18 protein-coding genes and 1 pseudogene are annotated in these 20,665 nt (G+C 66.4%); 12 read left to right on the forward strand and 7 right to left on the reverse strand.

The window, feature by feature from the left end:
• Positions 1-18: 18 nt before the first annotated feature.
• From Mal64_RS12475 to Mal64_RS12500, 6 genes and pseudogenes are all read right to left on the reverse strand, one after another.
• Positions 19-600 (reverse strand): histidine phosphatase family protein, encoded by a 582-nt coding sequence (locus tag Mal64_RS12475; RefSeq protein WP_146400589.1) that lies wholly within the window; start codon positions 598-600, stop codon positions 19-21.
• A 50-nt stretch (positions 601-650) separates the two neighbouring features.
• The gene (gene rpe / locus Mal64_RS12480) at positions 651-1,361 is read right to left on the reverse strand and encodes a ribulose-phosphate 3-epimerase (protein ID WP_146400591.1); all 711 of its coding nucleotides are present in this window, start codon (positions 1,359-1,361) and stop codon (positions 651-653) included.
• Positions 1,362-1,797: 436 nt separating this feature from the next.
• Positions 1,798-2,502 carry an SMC-Scp complex subunit ScpB gene (gene scpB / locus Mal64_RS12485; protein WP_146400593.1) on the reverse strand — a complete coding sequence of 235 codons (705 nt, stop codon included), beginning with the start codon at positions 2,500-2,502 and terminating at the stop codon, positions 1,798-1,800.
• 186 nt (positions 2,503-2,688) lie between these two features.
• Positions 2,689-3,144: pseudogene (smpB, locus tag Mal64_RS12490) on the reverse strand (SsrA-binding protein SmpB); the annotation flags it as partial.
• A gap of 179 nt (positions 3,145-3,323) precedes the next feature.
• Positions 3,324-4,523 (reverse strand): DUF1559 family PulG-like putative transporter, encoded by a 1,200-nt coding sequence (locus Mal64_RS12495; RefSeq protein WP_197525732.1) that lies wholly within the window; start codon positions 4,521-4,523, stop codon positions 3,324-3,326.
• Between the two features lie 227 nt (positions 4,524-4,750).
• Positions 4,751-5,347, reverse strand: a complete 597-nt coding sequence (locus tag Mal64_RS12500; RefSeq protein WP_197525704.1) for a YceI family protein — start codon at positions 5,345-5,347, stop codon at positions 4,751-4,753.
• 200 nt (positions 5,348-5,547) lie between these two features.
• Here Mal64_RS12500 and floA point away from each other — a divergent pair, with 200 nt between their 5' ends.
• The 4 genes from floA (at position 5,548) to Mal64_RS12515 (ending at position 10,293) form a co-directional block, all read left to right on the forward strand.
• The gene (gene floA / locus Mal64_RS12505) at positions 5,548-6,591 is read left to right on the forward strand and encodes a flotillin-like protein FloA (RefSeq protein WP_261342189.1); all 1,044 of its coding nucleotides are present in this window, start codon (positions 5,548-5,550) and stop codon (positions 6,589-6,591) included.
• A gap of 168 nt (positions 6,592-6,759) precedes the next feature.
• A complete protein-coding gene (locus Mal64_RS12510) occupies positions 6,760-8,145 on the forward strand; it encodes an MBL fold metallo-hydrolase RNA specificity domain-containing protein (RefSeq protein WP_146400601.1) in 1,386 nt (461 codons plus the stop codon).
• A gap of 1,076 nt (positions 8,146-9,221) precedes the next feature.
• Complete coding sequence (locus Mal64_RS19850) at positions 9,222-9,362, forward strand: hypothetical protein (protein WP_197525705.1); 141 nt, start codon at positions 9,222-9,224, stop codon at positions 9,360-9,362.
• 511 nt (positions 9,363-9,873) lie between these two features.
• Complete coding sequence (locus Mal64_RS12515) at positions 9,874-10,293, forward strand: hypothetical protein (protein WP_146400603.1); 420 nt, start codon at positions 9,874-9,876, stop codon at positions 10,291-10,293.
• Positions 10,294-10,430: 137 nt separating this feature from the next.
• On the opposite strand, the gene Mal64_RS12520 is transcribed toward Mal64_RS12515, so the two are convergent.
• A complete protein-coding gene (locus Mal64_RS12520; protein ID WP_146400606.1) occupies positions 10,431-11,279 on the reverse strand; it encodes a phosphohydrolase in 849 nt (282 codons plus the stop codon).
• A gap of 436 nt (positions 11,280-11,715) precedes the next feature.
• Here Mal64_RS12520 and Mal64_RS12525 point away from each other — a divergent pair, with 436 nt between their 5' ends.
• The 8 genes from Mal64_RS12525 to Mal64_RS12560 all read left to right on the forward strand — a co-directional run bounded on the left by Mal64_RS12525 (position 11,716) and on the right by Mal64_RS12560 (position 20,484).
• Positions 11,716-12,657 carry an LOG family protein gene (locus tag Mal64_RS12525; RefSeq protein ID WP_146400608.1) on the forward strand — a complete coding sequence of 314 codons (942 nt, stop codon included), beginning with the start codon at positions 11,716-11,718 and terminating at the stop codon, positions 12,655-12,657.
• Between the two features lie 124 nt (positions 12,658-12,781).
• Positions 12,782-13,642, forward strand: coding sequence for a hypothetical protein (locus Mal64_RS12530; RefSeq protein WP_197525706.1), 861 nt, complete (start codon positions 12,782-12,784; stop codon positions 13,640-13,642).
• A gap of 207 nt (positions 13,643-13,849) precedes the next feature.
• The gene (locus tag Mal64_RS12535; RefSeq protein WP_146400612.1) at positions 13,850-14,617 is read left to right on the forward strand and encodes a PEP-CTERM sorting domain-containing protein; all 768 of its coding nucleotides are present in this window, start codon (positions 13,850-13,852) and stop codon (positions 14,615-14,617) included.
• A gap of 136 nt (positions 14,618-14,753) precedes the next feature.
• Positions 14,754-15,491 carry a BPL-N domain-containing protein gene (locus Mal64_RS12540; RefSeq protein ID WP_146400614.1) on the forward strand — a complete coding sequence of 246 codons (738 nt, stop codon included), beginning with the start codon at positions 14,754-14,756 and terminating at the stop codon, positions 15,489-15,491.
• A 46-nt stretch (positions 15,492-15,537) separates the two neighbouring features.
• A complete protein-coding gene (locus Mal64_RS12545) occupies positions 15,538-16,569 on the forward strand; it encodes a M28 family peptidase (protein WP_146400616.1) in 1,032 nt (343 codons plus the stop codon).
• Between the two features lie 32 nt (positions 16,570-16,601).
• Positions 16,602-17,018, forward strand: a complete 417-nt coding sequence (locus tag Mal64_RS12550) for a hypothetical protein (RefSeq protein ID WP_146400618.1) — start codon at positions 16,602-16,604, stop codon at positions 17,016-17,018.
• A 95-nt stretch (positions 17,019-17,113) separates the two neighbouring features.
• Positions 17,114-17,764, forward strand: coding sequence for a hypothetical protein (locus Mal64_RS12555; protein WP_146400620.1), 651 nt, complete (start codon positions 17,114-17,116; stop codon positions 17,762-17,764).
• A gap of 383 nt (positions 17,765-18,147) precedes the next feature.
• Entirely contained in the window at positions 18,148-20,484 is a 2,337-nt protein-coding gene (locus Mal64_RS12560) for an AMP-binding protein (protein WP_197525707.1), read from the forward strand.
• Positions 20,485-20,665: the final 181 nt, after the last annotated feature.

Raw genomic sequence — 20,665 nt, forward strand, 5'->3', positions numbered from 1 at the left:
AAAGCAGCGCTCGCCGTGTCAGCTCGCCGGGGCGAGCAGCGTCTCGGGGGCCTCGATCGACTCCCACATGCCGCACTTCTCGCTCAGCTTCCAGAAGCCCGACAGGCCGTCGTGCTTGAGCACGTGGCGGAAGACGCTCGCCATCGGCTCGGCGACGACCACGGCCACGGTCCCCTCCTTGTGCTTCTTCATCAGCTTGCGGAGCCCCTCGGCCACACGCGCCTTGGCGTCGAGCACCGTCTCGCCCTGCGGCGGGCAGACCGTTTCGGGCTGCTCCTGCCACTGGCGGTAGACCTTCGGCTGCTTGGTCTTCACGTCGCTCACGAGCATCCCTTGCCACAAGCCGTGGTCGAGGTTGCGCAGGCTCGGCATCGCCTTGGGCCGGAGGCCCATCTCGGCCGACAGCAGCTGGGCGGTCTGCTCCGCGCTCTCGCAGGGGCCGTGGTACACGGCCACGGGGCTGAGCGCGCGCACCCCCTCCAGGCAGGCCTGCACCTGGCGCAGACCGTCCTCGCTCAGCGGGATGTCGAGCGTCCCCTGGATGCGGCCCTGCATGTCGTAATCGGTCGCGCCGGGGCGGACCAGCAAGATCGTGAGCATAAACGTCGGGGGGAAACGGAAAGGTGTGCGGAAGCGGCCCGTGCTAGGCCTCAACGCGCGGTGTGGGAATGCGAACCGCTTCGTGCGAGCGCGTTCAGTTGTTCAAGCCTCGCCGAGCGGTCCTCGGCGCCAAAGACGGCGGTGCCGGCCACCAGCAGCTCGGCGCCCGCCTCGGCGGCGGCGGCGATCGTGTCGGCGTTCACGCCGCCGTCGACCTCGCGCAGCGCGTCGCAGTCGGGGTGGTCGCGGAGCCAGGCGAGCTTATCCAAGGCGACCGGGTCGAACTTCTGGCCGCCGAATCCCGGCATCACGCTCATCACGAGGATCAGGTCGCAGTGGCCGAGCCACGGCTCGAGCTTCTCGACCGGCATCGGCGGGTTGAGCGACAAGCCCGCCAAAGCGCCGAGCGAGCGGATCTCGTCGAGCAGCGGCCGCGGGTCTTCGAGCACCTCGGCGTGGACCGTGATGATGTCGGCCCCCGCCTCTCGAAACGGCTTTACGTAGTCGGCGGGGTTGTCGAGCATCAGGTGCACGTCGAGCGGCAGGTCGGTCACCCGCCGCAGCGCCTCGACCACCGGCACGCCGATCGACAGGTTCGGCACGAAGTGGCCGTCCATGATGTCGACGTGCAGCGCGGGGGCTCCGGCCGCTTCGACCGTGGCGACCTCGTCGGCCATGCGGGCGAAATCGCACGCCAGCACCGACGGCAGCACCACGGGGGCGGCCGAGCGCAGACTCGGGGACAGTGCGACGGGTTGCATCAAAGCCGATCCTGAGGGCGCCGCGCTTGGCGATGGGCGCCGCGCGGGGAAGGAGTGCTTACGATCGAGAGCGGGCGTCGGGCGACGGGGGCGAATGATCGTGGGGTGAGGGGGGCGCCTCGGCGGGCGGGTCGGCGGTGAAGCCGGTGGAGGAAATCGGACGCCCCCTACTGGCCCAGCGTACAAACAAAGCCACAAGCGCTGGACGGGGGCGTTCGCCCCTTAATTATCGCTCACAGGAGCCGCTTTCTTCCAGCGGTTCCCGCAACACGTTGTGGCATGCGTCGACGGTCAAAGCAAGCGGCGCCGCGGCTTTCCGCGGCGCCGGCGCCCCCGCGGGGACAGGCAACCGAGCGGGGCACGATCACGGAACCACTTGCAGCGAGACGGTTTATAGCGATTCGGCCGACCGCCCAACCACGCCGTGGCGGGTGGCTCAGTCCGACAATTCAGCGATTCTCGGCAGATCGCCTAGCCCCTGCATCCGGAAGACTCGCAAGAATCGGTCGGTGGTCGAATACTCGGTTTCGGCCGCCGGGGCCCCTTCGGCGCGGCGGCCGACGACCAGTTCGCGTCGCACCAAGCGTCCCAGCAGCGACGCGCTCGGCGCGCCACGGGCGGCTTCGATCTGGGCCGTGGTGATCGGTTGCCGGTAGGCCACGAGCGCCAGCACCTCGAGGCTCTCGGGCGAGAGCCGCGCCGACTTCACGCGGTTTTGGAAGCGGCTCTCCAGGCGGGCGTGCTCCGCCCGCAGGCCGAGCCGGTAGCCCGCGCCGGTCTGCTCGATCGTGAGCGGCGAGCCGTCGCGCTCGTAGCGTGCGTTGAGCTCGTCGACCGCCTGGCTCACCTCGTCCGGCGAGACGTCACGCATGGTCGAGGCGAGCCGGGCGCCGCTGAGCGGCTCGCCGTCGTCGCGGCCGACGAACAGCAACCCCTCGACGATGCTCCGCGGGCTCACGCCGTCGAACGACTCGTCGGCGCCGGCAGGCGAGCCGGGCGACGCCCCCGACGACGGATCGGGAGCGGAGGCCGACGGCGCGCCGAGCATGTGCGCAAACGCCGCGGTCAGCCGCCCGATCGACAACGGGGCGGCGGCGCTCTTCGGGTCTTGTTCGGCTTGCTCGCTCACGGAGCGGAGCATACGGCAAGCAGGGAGGAGGGCGAATCCCAATCTCGGCCGGGCCTGCTGGGTCCGCTGTAGGGACCGCCCTCCGCGGCGTTCCGGCCCTTGCGGATCGTTATCGAGCACGAGCGCGTGTGCCCGGGGCTGGACCGCCACGGAGGGCGGTCCCTACAGCGGTCGTGGGAAAGGATGCCGCCGCGCGTGCTAGCGTCCGCGCAGCGCCCGGTCGATGTCGCGCTGCATGTCCTTCTTCTTGAGCGACTCGCGTTTGTCGAACGTCTTCTTGCCGCGGCACAGGCCCAGCAGCAGCTTCGCCCGGCCCTCTTTGAAGTAGAGCTTCAGGGGCACGAGCGTGAGGTTCTTCTCGTACGCCCGTGCGGCGAAATTGGCGACCTCGCGTTTGTGCAGCAGCAGCTTGCGGCGACGCTTGGGCTCGTGGTTCAGGTCGTTGGCGTTGCGGTACTCCTCGATATTGCACCCGACGAGCCACACCTCCCCCTTGTCCATGCGGCCGTAGGCCTCGTCGAGCGAGACGTGCCCCTCGCGCAGGCTCTTGACCTCGCTCCCCACGAGCACGATGCCGCACTCCAAGTGGTCGAGCACTTCGTACTCGTGCCGCGCCTTGCGATTGCTGCAGATCGTCTTCTCGTTGGGATCGTCGTCCTTCTTCTTCGCTTTGCCGTTCTTCTTAGCCGTGGCTTGGTTTCCTTGTGCGAGCGGGTGGGGCGTATCTCACGCCGGGAGAGCAGCAGGAAGTATAGCGGCTCGCCCACGAAAAAAGCGGGCCTCGGGGGCGTCGCCACCCCCGGGCCCGCTTATCAGATAATGTCCGAGGGCGATTACAGGTCGCTCTCGCTGATCGGCGGCAAGTTCCGGAAGACATGGATCGGCTCGCCAGGGCTCAGCAGCGCGGTGTGGTCGGCGGGGTAGAGACACTTGCGGCCGTTGGGGGTCATCAAGCGCTGGTAAACGTCGTAGTCCATGTCGGGGGTCAGCACTTTGACGTGGGTGTCGGCGAACACGACGTTGAACACGCCGGCCGAGTGATTACTCGCCGGGCGGGCGAACAGCGGGCGGTTGTCGTAAAACACGCCGCCCCCCGCGTCGTTGCTAAAGGCGACCTGGACATCGGGCGTGTCGTAATCGGCGTTGGGATCGCTGGTGTACGGCGTGGGATTGGCCACCCACACGATGCCGAGCTGCTGCTCACCGCCCTGCGAGGCGTTGTTGTCGGTCGGGTCGCCGAAGACGCCCGCCCACGAATAGAACCCCGACTGCGGCGACTCGAGCTCTTTGTGGTTGTTCTCTGAGAGCATGATGGTCGTGGACGCGCCGTCGCGCGGGTTCAGACGCGACTTGATGTCGCCAAACGACTTGTCGAAGAATAACCCGTTATCTTTGACGTCGCCGCCGCCGTTGTTGTTCAAGGCCATGTAATTGAGCCGGCCGAAAACGTCGGAGTAACCTCCCGAAGACGTGTACCAGTCCCAGCCGCCGGTGTTGGCCGAGTAAGTCGAGCCGGCCAGTTCGGGGTTCGAGGTGAGCTCCGTGTCCGCCGGGCACATCAGCACCTCGACGGGCCGGATCCAGCCCGTGCCCAGGGTATCGGCGTCGACCAAGTTGTCGTACAGGTCTTGCCGCTCGAGCTGGGGCATGATCATCGCGAGCCAGCTGACGCGTGAGGCGAGCTTGTCGTTGTCATCGGGTGTGCTGCCATCGCCGGGGTAGTTCTGCAACGCCACGGCGGACATGCCGCCGGTCGTGTCGACCTGCAAGTAGTCGCCGTTGCTGCGTTTGAGCGGCTGGACGTACCCGGGCAGCTGATCCTTGGCGCCCTCGTAGTTGAGCAACGCCTGACCGATCTGTCGCACATTGTTCGTGCACTGGGTCAGCTGCGCACTGGCGCGGGCGGCCTGCACGGCGGGCAGCAGCAGGGCGACCAGCATGCCGATGATCGCGATCACGACCAGCAGCTCGACCAGGGTGAAGCCGGCCACGCGGCGGCCGCGGGCGTCGCGTGTGTTTTGAGCGGTGCGCATGATTTTCATTCCGGTTGAGGCCCCTGTTCCGAGAGCATGGTCCGTAAAGGACGGGCATCAGCCGGACGAGCGCCGCCCGGGACGAGCGGGGGCGGCGGGACCGATACCGCTACATATTATGGCCGAAATCCGCAAACGACGCCAGCAATATCGCCGCCGAGGCCCAACAGTGCCGCCAAGCCTGCACCAGAAAGGCGCGAACCGGCGGGCGAAAGCCCCGACGCGGGTTATTCCGACTTGGGGGGGAGCGCTTCGAAGCTCACCACCACCGACACCTCTTTGCCGATCGCGTCGACGCCGCCGGTCATGCCGAACGACGTGCGGTCGACCACCGTTTGGCAGACAAATCCGACCCGCTCGCCTCCCCACGGGTCGGAGCCCTGGCCGACCAGCGCGATCGGCAGCGTCACCTTGTTGGTCACGCCGCACATCGTCATCGGGCCGGTTGCCTCGTACAGCGTGCGGCCCTCGTCGTCCGAGCCGATCGTGACCGACTCGCTCTTGAACGTGATCTGCGGGTTCTTTTCGGCGTGGAAGAAGTCGGGGTTCAGCAGGTGCTTGTCGCGGTCGGCGTTGCCGGTGTCGATGCTGCCGACCTCGATCGTCATCGCGAACGAGCACTCCTTCGGGTCGTCGGAGAGCGTGACCGCCCCCTCGGCCTTATCGAACATGCCGTAAGTGAAGCTGAAGCCCATGTGGCTCACGCTGAACACGACCGACGTGTGGGCCGGGTCGACCTGGTAGGTCTGGGCCACGGCCCGAGAAGGCGTCGAGGCGGCGAGGGCCAGAAGCAGGGCGATCATCGCGGCGTTTGGGCGGGGCATGGCGTGGTTCCTGGGAGCGGTGGTTGGCTGTGGCAGGCGGGGGGAACACCGGACGCCGGGCATTCTACCGTCGCGGCGGCCCGCGTCTCAACAACTTCTCGGGGCCACGCGAACAGGGTAGAATCGCACAGACCCGAGCCACGGCCCCGCCGACGGTCCTCACGACGATCGCGGCGCCCTTCTCCCCCGAGCGCAACCCCATGCCCACACCCGCCTTGCTTAGCACGATGACATTGCTGAGCGCGCCCCTCCTGCCGCCGCTGGCCCAGAACGTCCCCCAAGGGCGTTCGATCTTGATGATCTTCATCATCCTGATGCTGATGGCGCTCGTCGTGGCGGGGGCGATCTTCGTCTTCAGCTACGGCAAGCTGTGGCTCCAGGCGATGACCTCCAACGCCCCGGTCAGCCCGCTGACGCTGGTCTTCATGAGCCTGCGGCAGGTGAGCCCACGGACGATCGTCGACGCCCGCATCCAGGCGATGCAGGCCGGTGTGAGCGCCGACTCGAAGGGGATCAGCACCAAGAAGCTCGAGGCGCACTACCTGGCGGGCGGCAACGTGCCGCGCGTGATCAGCGCCATCATCGCCGCCCACCGGGCCGACATCGACTTGGACTTCGACCGCGCGGCGGCGATCGACTTGGCCGGCCGCGACGTCTTGGACGCCGTGAAGACGAGCGTCTACCCCAAGGTGATCGACTGCCCCGACCCGGAGAAGTCGCCCCGCACGACGCTCAGCGCCGTGGCCAAGAACGGCGTCGAAGTGAAGGTCCGCGCCCGCGTCACCGTGCGCACGAATCTCAAGCAGCTGATCGGCGGCGCCACGGAGGAGACGATCATCGCGCGGGTGGGCGAGGGGATCATCACCGCCATCGGCTCGGCCAAGGACGAGTTCGAGGTCGTCGAGAACCCCGACCGCATCTCCAAGGCGGTGCTCGACCGCGGCTTGGACGCGCAAACGGCGTTCGAGATCGTGTCGATCGACATCGCCGACATCGACATCGGCGAGAACATCGGCGCCCGCTTGCAGGTCGACCAAGCCGAGGCCGACACCCGCAAGGCCCAGGCCCTGGCCGAGAAACGCCGCGCCAACGCGATCGCCCACGAGCAAGAGATGAAGGCCGAGGTGGCGCTCAAGCGCGGCGACGTGCTGCTGGCCGAGGCCGACGTGCCACGCGCCATGGCCGAGGCGTTCCGCGGCGGCCGGCTCGTGATCCAAGACCCCGACGCCAGCGGGGTGAAGTGAGCGTGCTTTTCGCTCCCGGACGCCTTGCGTGCTGCTCGGCAGGGTGGTGACTCATTGAAAATTGCAAAGTGCAAATTTTCAATTTCAGATTTGCACTTTGCAATCTGAAATCTCTCCACACCACCGATTGCTCCTGACCCTCTTCCCCCGACCCCGCACTCTTCGTCTATGGCTTCCATCACGTTCTACGGCGCCGCGCGCACCGTCACCGGCTCCAAGTACTTGCTCGAAGCGGGCGGCTCGCGGGTGCTCATCGACTGCGGCATGTTCCAAGGCCTCAAGCGGCTGAGGCAGATGAACTGGGCCGGCACGCCGTTCGAGGCCTCGGAGGTCGACGCCGTGCTGCTCACGCACGCCCACCTCGACCACGTCGGCTACCTGCCGCGTGTGGTGAAGGAGGGCTACCACGGGCCGGTCTACTGCACCGGCGCCACGGCCCAACTGGCAGAGCTGATCATGCTCGACTCGGCGAAGATCCAGGAGTACGACGCCAAGTACGCCAACAAGAAAGGCTACTCGAAGCACAAGCCGGCGTTGCCGCTGTACGAGGGCCGCGACGTCCTGGAGACGGTCAAGCTCATCGAGGAGCGCTCGCGCGGCAAGTGGCACAACGCCGCCGGGCCGATCTGGTTCCGCTACCAAGACGCCGGCCACCTGCTGGGGAGCAGCTCGATCGAGGTCGAGATCCGAGAGGCCAAAACGACTCGTTTGCTGTTCTCGGGCGACGTCGGCCGCTACGACGGCCCGCTCTACCACGACCCCCAGCCCGCCGTCGAGTGCGACTACCTGGTGTGCGAGAGCACCTACGGCAACCGCGAGCACCCGGAGGGCGACCTGCTGGAGTCGCTCCGCGAGGTGATGAAGCGCTCGCTCGCCCGCGGCGGGGCGGTGCTGATGGCGTCGTTCGCCGTGGGCCGCTCGCAGCAGTTCATTTACTTGCTGCAGCTGCTCAAGTGCGACCCGTCGCTGCCCGACTTCCCGATCTACCTCGACAGCCCGATGGCGTGCCACGCCAACGACATCTACGCCGCGCACCTCGAAGACCACGACCTCAGCGAGGGCGAGCTGTGCGGCGACCGGCCCGTGCTGGGCGGCCCGGCCGTGCACCTCTGCCGCAGCGCGGACGAGTCGAAGGCGCTCAACCACGTAAAGGGCCCGGCCGTGATCATCAGCTCGAGCGGCATGATGACCGCCGGCCGCATCCTGCACCACCTCAAGCACCGCCTGCCCGACCCGGCGACCACGATCGTGTTGGGCGGCTACATGGCCGAGGGGACCCGCGGCCGGTCGATCGAAGACGGCTCGAAAACCGTGCGGATCCACGGTCAAGACATCACCAACCGCGCGGCGATCGAGAAAGTGCCCGGCCTGTCGGGCCACGCCGACCGCTCGGGCCTCTTGCAATGGAGCGGGGCGATCAAGACAGCGCCCAAGCGGACGTTCCTCACCCACGGCGAGCCGGACTCGATGGACGCGTTCGCCGCGACGCTCAATTCGGATCGCGGCTGGGACGTGGCGTGTCCTGAGATCGGCGAGCGCTGCGAACTGGACTGAGAGCAGTTGGCGGCACGGCTTGAAAGGGCGTGGGGCGTCAGAGCGTGATTCGCCACGCCCTTTCAGGACGTGCCACGCGACCGCAACTTCTGGATGTGACTCAGGCAGATGCATCGACTACGATGCGTGCCTACACGCGGAAATTGCTCGCTCACTTGGTCCCGTCTGCAACGGAATCTATCGGATGACGCTAAGCTCCAAATACCTAGCAAGTCTAGCTGCATTTTCAGTCTTCGGCTCTTGCGTGTTTCTAAACCTCGACGGCTACCAAATCCACCTTTACTCCCCCTGGGGGCAAGGCGAGGTCACGGCGGAGCCTCCGAGCATCAACTGGGTTCATGGGTGGCCTGTTGGCTGTACTGTCCGTTCAAGCATCTATTCTGTCAACGCAGGCATGGGCGTGCCAGTGGCTAGTTTCACTGGAGATGCAGGGTCTTACTCACGTTGGCCGCTCGACAACTCACCGGCCTTCGTTCACAGCACTGCGGCCATGGTCGCAAACATTGTCTTTCTCGTTCTGGCCGTGCTGAGCACATTTATTGGTGCCGGGCGACTAGCAGACCGGTACGGTTGGCGGTTGAGATTCTCTACGCGAGTGCTGCTTCTGGTGATGACCATCGCATCTATCGGCGTTGTATTTCGTAACTACTTATTCGGTAGTCGAATGATTCTTGAAGCTGTTGCCGTCATGGTTGTCTTCATGGGCATTTGCCTTTGGGTCACAGCGATTGCTATAGAGCGGTTTTCGAATTGGTGTGGACGAGCGGGGAAGCGATTGGGGTCGTGGCGAGGAAGCCGAAGCAGGCAATGCGGTGCATTGTCGATGCAGGCTGACGAAGCAATGACGCCGATCGCGAGCCGAGCGTCTACACCAATGAGCAAACCGCTCTAGGCAATCCGAAGATCTCTCATCGCATTTATGGCAGTTATCGGCGTAAACTGCGACTCCGCCCAACTGACAAATGAGGCGTCGTCCTCGGCGTCGAACCGCTCTCAGCTACATACGTCGGCCTGAAACTTCAACGCTGATTCGGTCCATCCACATATGTGCAAAGGGGTCGGCGTCAAGAGCCTCGTTGCGATTCTCCAAGAAGCCCTTCCTGGGAAACCTGAACGGCGAGCCCGACTCGATGGACGCCCTGGCCGAGACGCTCCGCACGGAGCGCGGCTGGGACGTGCGCTGCCCCGAGCTGGGCGAGCGCTGCGAGCTGGAGTAGAATAGACCCGTATCCCAAGTTGATCCCCATTCTGTGACGCGAGATACGCATGCTACGGGTGAAGATCACATGCTATGTCTTGCTCATGGGCGTCGCGGTATGGATTGGCTCAAGAGAGACATTCGGCAAGATCTGGGTCGATGGTTTCGGCGCGGTCAATGGGATCGATGCCTTGCTTATGGCAAGCTTAGCTTGGTTTGCCGTTATGATCGTCCGGTCGGCGATCCACGATTGGAGCACGCACACTCACAAGAGTTGACGCCGCGCGAGCTTGTCCCGGACCGAGATCTTCTGGACCTGTGCGCTGCCCCGAAATGGGCAAGCGCTGCGAGCTCGACTCAAGCGGCCGAAGGCCGCGCGCGTATCCCCCTCCCCCAAGGGGGGAGGCCGCTTTAGCTAGCACTGGGGGGAGGGGGTCGGGTCTGAATCGGCTACGTCTCTCACCTGTGCCGTATCGTTCATAACCCGTTTGAACGCGAAAAGTCCCTATGCAAGCTATCGATCCCGCATCATGAACAAAGAAGCTCACCAGAAAATCATTGATCAGGGGCGAGGGTTTATCGATCTAGTGCTGGAGCCTCATGGGTTCACTTACGAGGTGCTCGATTGCGGCAACTCTTCCGGCGGCTACTTCACACAAGCCGCCTTTACTCGACCAGATCGTAGGCTCACTTTTTCTTACCGGTGGGCAATTGGCTGTGCCGTCTACCATTGCCAGGGCGAATCGACGTCACACGAAGCCTTGATGGAATATCTGGGCGTAGACCGACAGAGCGCGTATGTCTGGTTTGATCGCTCCGACCCGATGAGTGGATTTCAATCGCTTGCCAAAGACATTAGTGCTTACTTGCAGAGTTTCCTTACAGGCAGCGCTGATGATTTCACAAAGCTCATTCGCGAGTGCATGGAAAACAGGAAGCCGAACGGTTGACTAAGTGTGAAGTGTGTGCACGGAAAAAGTGAAGGTGCTTTTCAAGCACTGGTGAGAGACGTAGCCGATTCAGGCCCGACCCCCTCCCCCCAGTGCTAGCTAAAGTGGCCTCCCCCCTTGGGGGAGGGGGATACGCGCTACTTCAAGTAATACCGCACCGGCTCGCCGGGCGCCTCGACGCAGATCTCCAGGTGCCGCTTCACCGGCGACGCCTCGACCTTCTGCATCAGCACGTTCTCGACCTGGAAGATGCCCGAGTAGTCGTGCATGCAGGCGGTGATCAGCACCGGCTTGGTGGCGCCGCGTTCGATGCGCACCTTGTCGATCGCGTCGGCCGACAGCTTGTGCATGTCGCCCACGGCCGGCTCGGTGTGGAACTGGCCCACCAGCCGCGAGCGCCCCGAGGTCATGTCCGTGCCGTCGGCCACGAGCAGGACGCCAGCCTCGACCGAGTGGATCCGCTCGTGCCCCATGTGGCCGACGATCGCCTCGCGCACCAGCGAGCGGACCATCCACTGGCTGGCGATGTCGTCGGGGAAGAGCTTGGGCAGGTAGCGGTCGAGGAACCGGTCGGCCATCGCGGCGGAGTGCCACTCGTGGCTCTGCCGCGCGACGCCCATCCCCACGTCGTGCAGCAGCCCGGCGAGCACGAGCGCGATCTCGGCGTGCAAGACCGTGCCCGCCTCTTCGACCACGACCGACGGCTGCACGCCGCCGTCCAAGAGCCGGTGCAAGATCCGCAGGCTGTTGAGCGCGACGATGCGCATGTGGACCGGCCCGTGGTCGTTGTGCCGCATCCGCCGCACGGCGACCGAGTTGGCCCACTTCTGCATGACTTGCAGCTCGGGGTCGGTGAGGATCTCTCGGAGCAACGGCGTCCAGCGGTCTTGCGACTCCTCGATCAGCTGCTCGTCGAGCCGCTTGGCGGTCGAGCCGTACTTCTTGGGGTCGAAGGGCGAGCCCTCAAGCTCGGGGCGTTCGTCCATTAGGGTCGTTTCCGTCGGAATCATAGGGAACGGGGTTGGCCTGTCGGCCGGGCCGGTATTCTAAAGGCTAGCACGCGCGAGATCAGCGCCGGTCGGGGGAGTGGTCCGAATCGCATGGGGCCCAATACTCTGAATGACCAATGACCAAGCCCCAATGACCAATCAGGGCAGGAATCAACGATCATTGGTCATTGGGGCTTGGTCATTGGTCATTCCCGTGCGGCCCGGGACCAAACGCTCCCCAAACGCCGGTCGTCTTCTCAGCGGGGGCGCCTTAAAGTGGACGTTCCGAGCCCATACGAACGAGCTATGGCGCCCGAGCCGCGACCGTCAGGAAACGACCAATCGGCTGGCTGGGCCAACCGGTCGCTCCCTGACGGTCGCGGCTCAGCCCCCCACGAACCACCAATCACTCTTCCAGGCGCCAGATTCACCCATGGCCAACAAGCCCGACAAAGCCGTCTCCGATCCCGCCAAGAAGGACCCCGAGCCGCTCGACGTGGCCGAGGGCTTCTCGCTCGACGCCCACCACCCGGCGCTGCCGCCCGAGGTCGAGGCCAACCGGCAGGCGATCCTCAGCTCGCCGAGCTACCTGCTGGCCGAGCGCGACACGGCGTGGCTCAAGGAGGCCGAGATGCGGCCCGTGCGCATGCAGCTCGAGCTGCAGAAGACCGAGCTGCTGCTGCGGCGCCACAACATCGGATCCACGGTGGTGGTGTTCGGCGGCACGCAGATCGTGCCCCACGACGAGGCCGAGGCGAACCTCGCCCAGGCGCAGGCGGCCCACAAGGCGTCGCCCGACGACAAGCATTTAGCCCGCGCCTTGTTTCGCGCCCAGCAGAAGCTCGAGAACAGCGACTACTACGAGCAGACGCGCGAGTTCGCCAAATTGGTTTCTTCGCGTTGCCAGATCGACGGCAAGTGCGAGTTCGTCATCACCACCGGCGGCGGCCCCGGCGTGATGGAGGCCGCCAACCGCGGCGCGTTCGAGATCGGCGCCAAGTCGATCGGTCTGAACATCGAGCTGCCGCACGAGCAGGAGCCGAACCCCTACATCACGCCCGAGCTCTGCTTCCAGTTCCATTACTTCGCGATGCGGAAGTTCCACTTCATCCTGCGCGCGGCGGCGTTGGTGGTCTTCCCCGGCGGCTTCGGCACCTTGGACGAGCTGTTCAACACGCTCTGCCTTCGCCAGACCGGCCGCATGCAAGCGATCCCGATCATCCTGTACGGCCGCAAGTACTGGGAGGGCGTGATCAACTTCCGCACGCTGGCCGACGAGGGGGTGATCGCCGACGAGCACATGGAGCTGATCGACTACGCCGAGACGCCGCAGGAGGCTTGGGAGATTATTGCGAAGTTCCACGGCGTGGCGTGAAGCCACGGCCCGCGCTCTCTTCGAAATGTTGCACCGCTTAGGCACAAGGATTACGCTGCTGAATGCTCCCCCGACGGTCACTTGTCCGTCACGCTTAGCCGCTACACAAACCGAGGTAGGTCTCATGTTCCGCGTGTTGTTTGCAGCGGTGTGGTTCCTGGTGGCGTGTGGGGGTGAGACGCTCGCCTCTCAGATCTGGGGGACCGATTTTGGCTCGCGCGGCACGAGCCACTCGGCTAAGCAGGTCGACCACGCCACCGGCGACGTGCTGCGGATCGTCACCGTGCCCGGCGATGTTTACGTCCAAGCGGTGCGAGACCTCGCCTCGGACCCGGCGCGGACCCCCGGCGTGATCTGGTCGGTCCACACTGGGTTTCTTGCGGGCAACGTGCTCGTGGAGTTCGATCCTAACCGGGCGAAACAGCTGAGCGTTGTCGCAATCGACGCGGACGAGACCATCCTGAGCCTGGCCATCGATCCGCTGACCGGCCGCTTCTACGGCGCCTCGTCGCTGAACCTGTACGAGATCCAGCCCACGACCGGCGTCGCGCAAGCGATCGGCGCCACCCAGGCCGACGTCTCGATCGGTCTGGGCTTCGGGCTCGACGGCGTGCTGTACGGCATCGACTCTCTGCAGAGGCTGATGACCGTCGACACCACGAGCGGCGCGACGACTCTTGTCGCCGAGCTCACAGGCGGCACATTGACGGACCTCGCCGCGCGCCCTGAAGACGGCGTGCTGTACGGCCTCGGGACGAACAGCCAGTCGTACTCGCTGTTCACGATCGACCCGGCCACGGCCGAGGCGACCTGGGTTGGACAATCGGTCGGGCGCAACAGTGGAATCGCCTTCACCGGCGTGCCGGAGCCGGGCGCCGTGGCGATCGCGGCCGTCGCCGCCGTGGGGATGCTCGGTCGCTTTCGCGGGCGCCGCGATCGGCGCCCGGCGGCGCTTTCGTTCGAGCGACGGGCGCGCCGGGCATAGATTCCGGTCACGGTTCAATCCGTGACGCTTCCCATCCGTTTGCTTCGCCGCTCGCTGGGGGCGCTGATGCGCCGAACAAACATGGGGGTGATGTGGCGTGAGCGCTTGCGTTTCGGCATATCCAACCTTTTCACTTGTTTGCTTACGCGTGCGATGCGTGATACGATCCCGACGCAGGGGCAAGCCGCTTAGAAAAGGAACTGTCTAATGCTCCGCAGCCTGTTTGTTGGGATCGCTCTCTGCGTTTTTCTATTGCTCGGCTCTTCGAGCCACGCATCGCAGTTGTGGGGAGGTCGAGGACCAATCAGGGTTGATCCCCACTCCGGCGCCACGCTGGGCGCCGTTGGCGGCTTCAACACCAATTGGCTCGACGCCGCCTCCGACCCGGTCCGCTCGCCGGCAACCTTTTGGGGGATCGATTACGTCGAGAATCGACTCGAAGAGTACGACCCCAATCGAGACAAGCTGCTGAGGACGATCGACGCGGACGACGCCGATCCTATCAGGTCCATCGCGATCGATCCGTCGAGCGGGCTGCTCTACGCGGCTTCGGAGACGACTCTCTACCGATTCGATCTCGGCACGGGCATGCAAGAAACCGTCGGCGCGCTGAGCAGCGATGTGACCAAGTCGATCGGCTTCAGCGCCGGAGGCGAGCTGTACGGATTCACGAGCGGGAACCAGCTCGTTGCGATCGACAAGTCGACGTCGATCGCCTCGAGCGTGGCGACGCTCGGCTTGCGACGGGTCGAAGACTTTGCCGCCCGTCCTGAAGACGGCGTCGTCTACGGGATCGCCTACACCGACCTCAGCTACCAACTCGTGACGATCGACCTCGCGGCTGGCGACTTCGAGTACGTGGGGCCTTCGATCGTCCGCCCCAGCTACCTGGCGTTTGTTGGCGTGCCCGAGCCAGCTGCTGTGTCGCTTCTGCTCGGCTTGGCCGGTGGCGTGCTGCTGGTCCGCCGGCCTTGAGTGCGACGCAGACCTGGTGCGGCCAACTCCTGCCACCGCCCCTCAACCGGTGGTTGCTTGTCGCCGCGCGCCATTTCAGAATGGCGAGCGACAACTCTCTGCGGCAGGCGATCCTTCTTCCTGTTGAGCTATCCCTATGAAGCGTTGCTTGGTTGCGTTTCTCTTGTTTTGCGGGCCGCTCGTGGCCGGCGCCGAGCCGATCACGGTCGCCATCTACGACCACTCCGACGGCTCGTCGAAGGGCCCCAAGAACCTGGCCGCCATCCTCACGCCCGAGGCGGGCTTCGCCTGCGAGCGTGTCTCACCGCAAGCGATCCGCGACGGCGCGCTCGACGGCCGCGACGTGGTGATCGTGCCGGGCGGCTCGGGCAGCAAGCAATCGAAGATGCTCGAGGGCGCCGGACTCGACAAGATCCGCGGCTTCGTCGAGGCGGGCGGCGGCTACGTCGGCATCTGCGCCGGCTCGTACCTCGCCTCGAGCGAGTACGACTGGTCGCTGCGGTTGATCAACACACGCGTGCTCGACCGCAAGCACTGGGCTCGCGGCACGGGCATGGTCACGCTCGCCCTGTCGGAGCGCGGCAAGCAGTTGCTGGCGGCCGACGCCGACAAGATCGACGTCTATTACGGCCAGGGGCCGCTGCTGGCGCTCGCCATCGAACCGGGCCTGCCCGCTTACGAGCCGCTCGCGCTGTACGACACGGAGATCGCCAAGAAGGGAGCGCCCGAAGGGGTGATGCGCGGAACGACGGCGATCGCCAGTGCTCCGTACGGCGAGGGCCGTGTGATCTGCTTCAGCCCGCACCCGGAAAAGGCCGCCGGGCCGAATGGGCTGATCCTGGCCGGCGTGCGGTGGGCGGCCAACGAGCCGTGAGCGGCGCGCCCTCGCCCGCCCGCGGCCGCCCGCCTAGAATGCGGGGATGGGCGAACGCACGAATCTTGACTCCCGCCGCCCGTGGGCGGCCTGCGCCCTGGCCGCGCTGTTTGCGATCCTGACGCCGCTCGTGGCGACCGCCGAAGAACCGGCCAACCCGATCGACGCCAACCCGATCGATGGCGCCCGCGCCTTCGGCTACCTCGAAGCGCTCTGCGAGTTCGGCCCGCGCCCGAGCGGCAGCGAGGCGATGCTCGCGCAGCGTGACTACGTCGTCGAGCATTTCGAGTCGCTCGGCGCCGAGGTCGAGCTGCAGAAATTCCGCGCGAAGAACCCGCTCTTCGGTCGCCAGGACGGGCAGCTCCGGCAGGTCCGCATGGCGAACGTCGTCGCCCGCTACCAGCCGGAGAAGAAGGAACGCGTGCTGCTGTGCGCGCACTACGACACCCGGCCGCTGCCGAGCATGGACCCCAACCCGCGTGTCCGCGCTACGGGCCGCTTTATCGGCGCCAACGACGGCGCGAGCGGCACGGCGTTGCTGATGGAGCTCGCGCACCACCTCGAGGAGTACGACGGCCCGATGGGCGTCGACCTCGTGCTGTTCGACGGCGAGGAGCTCGTTTACATCGACCCCACCACGCCGTGGGGCAAGGGCGACCCTTACTTCTTGGGCAGCAACTGGTTCGCGCAGCAATACAAACGCCGCAAAGACAACTCGTGGGATTACCGCTGGGGCGTGCTGCTCGACATGGTCGGCGACAAAGACTTGCAGATCTACCAAGAGGTCCACAGCTTCCGCTGGAAATCGACCCGCCCGCTCGTGCAAGAAATCTGGGGCACGGCGGCGAGGCTCGGCGTGGAGGAGTTCGTCCCCCGCACCAAGCACTTGGTAAAAGACGACCACCTGCCGCTCAACCAGATCGGCAAGATCCCCACGATCGACCTGATCGACTTCGACTACCCGCATTGGCACACCGAGGCCGACACGCCGCGCCAGTGTTCGGGCGAGTCGCTCGCCAAGGTCGGTTGGGTCGTCTGGGAGTGGCTCGGCGAGCTGCGTCCGGCCCCCGCGGAATGACCCCACCATCCCGACCCAATCCCCCCTGTCCTATGCAAGTCGGCGGAGCCCTCATCTCGTTGTTGCTGCTGGGCGTGTCGGGCGCGTTGATCGACTCGCACCTCAGGCAGTGGCGCGCCGTCGTCGCACGGCACGCGTCCGAAGCGACCGAGACGCGGTTCTTCCGCCGCCGCCACCGGCGTCGGCTGACCGCCAGCACGCTGATCGGCGTCGCCGGGGCGATGATCGCCGTTTGGCCGTTGGTGCCGACCACGCCGCTGGCCGTGATCGCTTACCTCGCGCTGCTATCCGCCGCGGCTTCGGTGATCCTGGCGCTCGGGCTGTTCGACGCGGCCGCCTCGGCCAAGTACTATGGCGCGCGCAACCGCAAAGAAGCCGCCGCCGCGATCGACCAGCTCAAACGCCACGCCGACGAGGTCCGCAAGCAACGGACTGACAGCGACGATTAGCACCGAGCGGACGCCCGATCCGATCGGTTCCCACGGAGGGAGTGACCAATGGCCCCAGGTTACGCTGCAACTGACCGCTTGAAATCGACCACGCCATGGACCCCCTGCGTTTCGCAATCGCCGCCGTGCCGCTCGCGGCCTACCTGCTGCTGGTGGGGCTGGTGAACATGCGCCGGCGGCCGATGCTGGTGACCGGCGCCAACGACCTGGCGGCGCTGGGCGCCGCGGCGAGCGGGCTGGCGTTTGTCGGACCGATCGAGCTGTTCCGCCCCGCCGCGGCGACCGAGGCGCTGGGCGACGCGATCTGGGTCACGCTGCTGGTGCTCTACTGGCTGTGGGTGTCGCTCGGCGTGATGCTCGCGCGGCCGCGGCTGGTGGTCTACAACGCCACGAGCGACGAGCTGCGGCCCGCGGTGGCCGAGGCCGTCGCGCAGCTCGACCCCACCGCGCGGTGGGCCGGCGACTCGCTGGTGATGCCCAATCTCGGCATCCGCTTGCACCTGGACGGCTTCGACCTGATGAGCAACACGTCGCTTGTGAGTTCGGGCGGCAAGCAGAGCCTGGAGGGTTGGGCGAAGCTGGGCAAAGCGATGCGTCGCTCGCTCCGGTCGATCGAAACCACCCCCAATCCGCGCTCGGGCGGCTTCCTGCTGGCCGCCGCTTTGCTGATGTTCCTCTCGGTGTGGGGGCTGGCGGGCGACCCACAGCAGGTGGCTGTGGCGCTCGACCAGCTGTTTGGTTTTTGAGCAACCAGGCCCCAAAAGCGTCTCGCTCGCCCTGAAAAAACGCCTTTTATGCATGCGTCACCGCGCAACCACTTGCCCGCATAAAGGTTACGCCCGTTCAATCCCGTCGTGATTCGGGCCCGCGGATCCCGCATATCCCCCGCTCCCGGATTTGCTGAAACACTTCGTCGGATGAGCCGTAATAGCTTTACGCTGCGGGGGTTCCGCCGCGGACAAGGGCGATCTAAACTCTGTAGCTTGCCTCGATGACCGGATGAGCCGCCCGCCCTTCACGGCGTGGCCCTTCGATCGCAAGACGCCCGACTCGATGCGTCTCCCACCGCCGACGCTCTCCCTCGAAGCTTTAATACGACGACCCCCCTATGCCCGATCGGGATGCCGCTGTGTCGACGGATTCGCTTTCCTACTTGTCGCAAGACCACGCCACGCGCGACAGCGCTACGGGCTTCTCGACCGAAGGTCTCGGCGCCGCGCAAACGCTGGTCGACGTGCTCCGCGAGCGCGCCGCCAACGAGCCTAACCACATGGCGCTCGAGTTCCTGGGTGACGGGCACTCGGCCGGCGAAGACGACCAGGCCTTCACCTACGGTCAACTCGACCGCCGCGCCCGGGCGATCGCCGCCAAGCTGCGGCTCGAGCTCGAGCCGGGCGACCGGGCGATGCTTGTTTACCCGGCGGGCCTCGACTTCGTCTCGGCCTTCGTCGGCTGCCTGTACGCCGGCGTCGTGGCCGTGCCCGCCACGCACCCCAAGCCGCGGCGCCCGATGCCGCGCATGAGCCGCATCGCCGAAGACAGCGGCGCGCCGGTCGTCCTGACCACCAGCCGCACCTTCGAGGCGATCGACTTCGACCAGCAAGACGAGGCGGTCCGCGCCCTGCACTGGATCGAGACCGACTCGCTCGGCGTCGCCAGCGACGAGCCGCTCGCCTCGACGCACGAAGACTTCAGCCCCACGTTCGACGACCTCGCCTTCCTGCAATACACCTCCGGCTCGACCAGCGAGCCGAAGGGCGTGATGGTCTCGCACGGCAACCTGGCCGCCAACCTGTGGGCCATCCGCCGCTCGTTCGGCATCGACGAGGCGCTGGCCGACGGCGCCGAGCCGAACGCCGTGTTCTGGCTGCCGGCCTACCACGACATGGGCCTGATCGGCGGCGTGCTCACCCCGCTGTTCGTCGGCGGCACGAGCGTGCTGATGTCGCCCGCCGCGTTCCTGCAGCGCCCCGTCCGCTGGCTGCGGGCGATCCAGAAGTACCGCGCCACGATCAGCGGCGCCCCCAACTTCGCTTACGAGTACTGCGTCCGGCGCATCTCGGCAGACGACCGCGCCGGCCTCGACCTCGGCACGCTGCGGCTCTCGTTCTGCGGCGCCGAGCCGGTGCGGGCCGACACGCTCCGCGACTTCGCCGACGCGTTCGAGCCGTACGGCTTCAACCCGCGCGTATTCTACCCCTGCTACGGCCTGGCCGAGGCGACCCTGCTGGCCGCCGGCGGCGAGCACGACCAGAACCCCACCCTGCTGTCGGTCGACCGCCAGGCGTTAGGTGAGAACCGCGTCGTCGCGCCCCGCTCCGAGGCCTCGCAAGAACTCGTCGGCTGCGGCTCGGCCCCGAGGCACCACCGGCTGCTGATCGTCGACCCGAAGACGCTCCGCGCGTTGCCCGAGGGCGTGGTTGGCGAGATCCTCGTGCAAGGCCCGTCGGTCGCCCGCGGCTACTGGCGCCGCGAAGAGACCAACGACGCCACCTTCCGCGCGCGGGTGCCGAACGAGCCGGGCGTGTGGCTGCGGACCGGCGACCTCGGCTTCCTGCACGGCGGTCCCTCGAACGACGCCGCCTTGAGCGGGGCCCCCGAGCTGTTCGTCACCGGCCGACTGAAGGACGTGATCATCCTCCGCGGCCGCAACCACTACCCGCAAGACATCGAGCAGACCGCCGAAGACGCGCACCCCGCCGTGCTGCCCGGCGCCGCCTTCCTCGTGGACGAAGAGACCGACCCGCGGCTGGTCGTCGTCTGCCAGGTCGACCGCACCTGCGAGAAGACCGAACACCCCCGCGTCGCCCGCGAGATCCGCTCGGCCGTCGTCGAGCGCCACGGCATCGACCCGTCGGCCGTGGTGCTGATCCGCATGGCCACGCTGCCGATCACCTCGAGCGGCAAGGTGCAACGCAGCTTGTGCCGCGAACGCTACCTGGCGGGCGACCTGCGCGACGTTTACGTGATGAAGATCGAGGCCTCGCGGCCGGCCAAGGCCGACGTGGCCGACATGGCCCGCGCCGACATGGCCCGCACCGCCGTGGCCGGCGCGAGCCAGCTGCCCGACTCGGCCGAGGCGGTCGAAACCTGGCTGATGGCGTGGCTCGTCGAGCGGCTCGACCTGTCCGAGACCGAGGTCTACCGCGACCGCCCGTTCGCCGAGCTGGGCGTCGACTCGGTCGCCGCCGTCGAGCTGAGCGCCGAACTCGAAGAGGCCTTTGGCGTGGAGCTCTCGCCGATCGTCGCCTGGAACCACCCGACGCCCGCCTCGCTGGCCGAGTACCTCGTTTCCGGTCGCCATGCCCAAGAGGCCGACGAGCCGGAGCTGACGCTCGAAGCCGCCAGCACGACCGCCGGCCCCGACGCGGCCGCCACGGGCGACGCCGAACTCGACTCGCTGCTGGCCGAGATGGAGAATCTCAGCCCCGAAGAGGCCGCCAAGCTGCTCTCCGGCGAGGAGTGAACCTCCCGTCTTGCTTTATCCCCCTCCCCGGCAGGGGGAGGGGCTAGGGGAGGGGGCCGAACCCTGGCACACGGGCCGCCTCCCCCCCGTTGCCCTAGGCGCGCGACCCACTCCTCACAGAGGAGGTCCGCCTAGCAACCCGCTATTATTAGTAGGAACGTGTGCAGGGCAGCTGCGAGGG

The sequence above is a fragment of the Pseudobythopirellula maris genome, assembly GCF_007859945.1.
GTDB classification, from domain to species: Bacteria; Planctomycetota; Planctomycetia; order Pirellulales; family Lacipirellulaceae; genus Pseudobythopirellula; species Pseudobythopirellula maris.

Bases quoted from the DNA above. Each gene is read 5' to 3' on its own strand.
- Mal64_RS12475 (WP_146400589.1), bottom strand. From the start codon at position 600: ATGCTCACGATCTTGCTGGTCCGCCCCGGCGCGACCGATTACGACATG.
- rpe (WP_146400591.1), bottom strand. From the start codon at position 1,361: ATGCAACCCGTCGCACTGTCCCCGAGTCTGCGCTCGGCCGCCCCCGTG.
- scpB (WP_146400593.1), bottom strand. From the start codon at position 2,502: ATGCTCCGCTCCGTGAGCGAGCAAGCCGAACAAGACCCGAAGAGCGCC.
- Mal64_RS12495 (WP_197525732.1), bottom strand. From the start codon at position 4,523: ATGCGCACCGCTCAAAACACACGCGACGCCCGCGGCCGCCGCGTGGCC.
- Mal64_RS12500 (WP_197525704.1), bottom strand. From the start codon at position 5,347: ATGCCCCGCCCAAACGCCGCGATGATCGCCCTGCTTCTGGCCCTCGCC.
- floA (WP_261342189.1), top strand. From the start codon at position 5,548: ATGCCCACACCCGCCTTGCTTAGCACGATGACATTGCTGAGCGCGCCC.
- Mal64_RS12510 (WP_146400601.1), top strand. From the start codon at position 6,760: ATGGCTTCCATCACGTTCTACGGCGCCGCGCGCACCGTCACCGGCTCC.
- Mal64_RS12515 (WP_146400603.1), top strand. From the start codon at position 9,874: ATGAACAAAGAAGCTCACCAGAAAATCATTGATCAGGGGCGAGGGTTT.
- Mal64_RS12520 (WP_146400606.1), bottom strand. From the start codon at position 11,279: ATGGACGAACGCCCCGAGCTTGAGGGCTCGCCCTTCGACCCCAAGAAG.
- Mal64_RS12525 (WP_146400608.1), top strand. From the start codon at position 11,716: ATGGCCAACAAGCCCGACAAAGCCGTCTCCGATCCCGCCAAGAAGGAC.
- Mal64_RS12530 (WP_197525706.1), top strand. From the start codon at position 12,782: ATGTTCCGCGTGTTGTTTGCAGCGGTGTGGTTCCTGGTGGCGTGTGGG.
- Mal64_RS12535 (WP_146400612.1), top strand. From the start codon at position 13,850: ATGCTCCGCAGCCTGTTTGTTGGGATCGCTCTCTGCGTTTTTCTATTG.
- Mal64_RS12540 (WP_146400614.1), top strand. From the start codon at position 14,754: ATGAAGCGTTGCTTGGTTGCGTTTCTCTTGTTTTGCGGGCCGCTCGTG.
- Mal64_RS12545 (WP_146400616.1), top strand. From the start codon at position 15,538: ATGGGCGAACGCACGAATCTTGACTCCCGCCGCCCGTGGGCGGCCTGC.
- Mal64_RS12550 (WP_146400618.1), top strand. From the start codon at position 16,602: ATGCAAGTCGGCGGAGCCCTCATCTCGTTGTTGCTGCTGGGCGTGTCG.
- Mal64_RS12555 (WP_146400620.1), top strand. From the start codon at position 17,114: ATGGACCCCCTGCGTTTCGCAATCGCCGCCGTGCCGCTCGCGGCCTAC.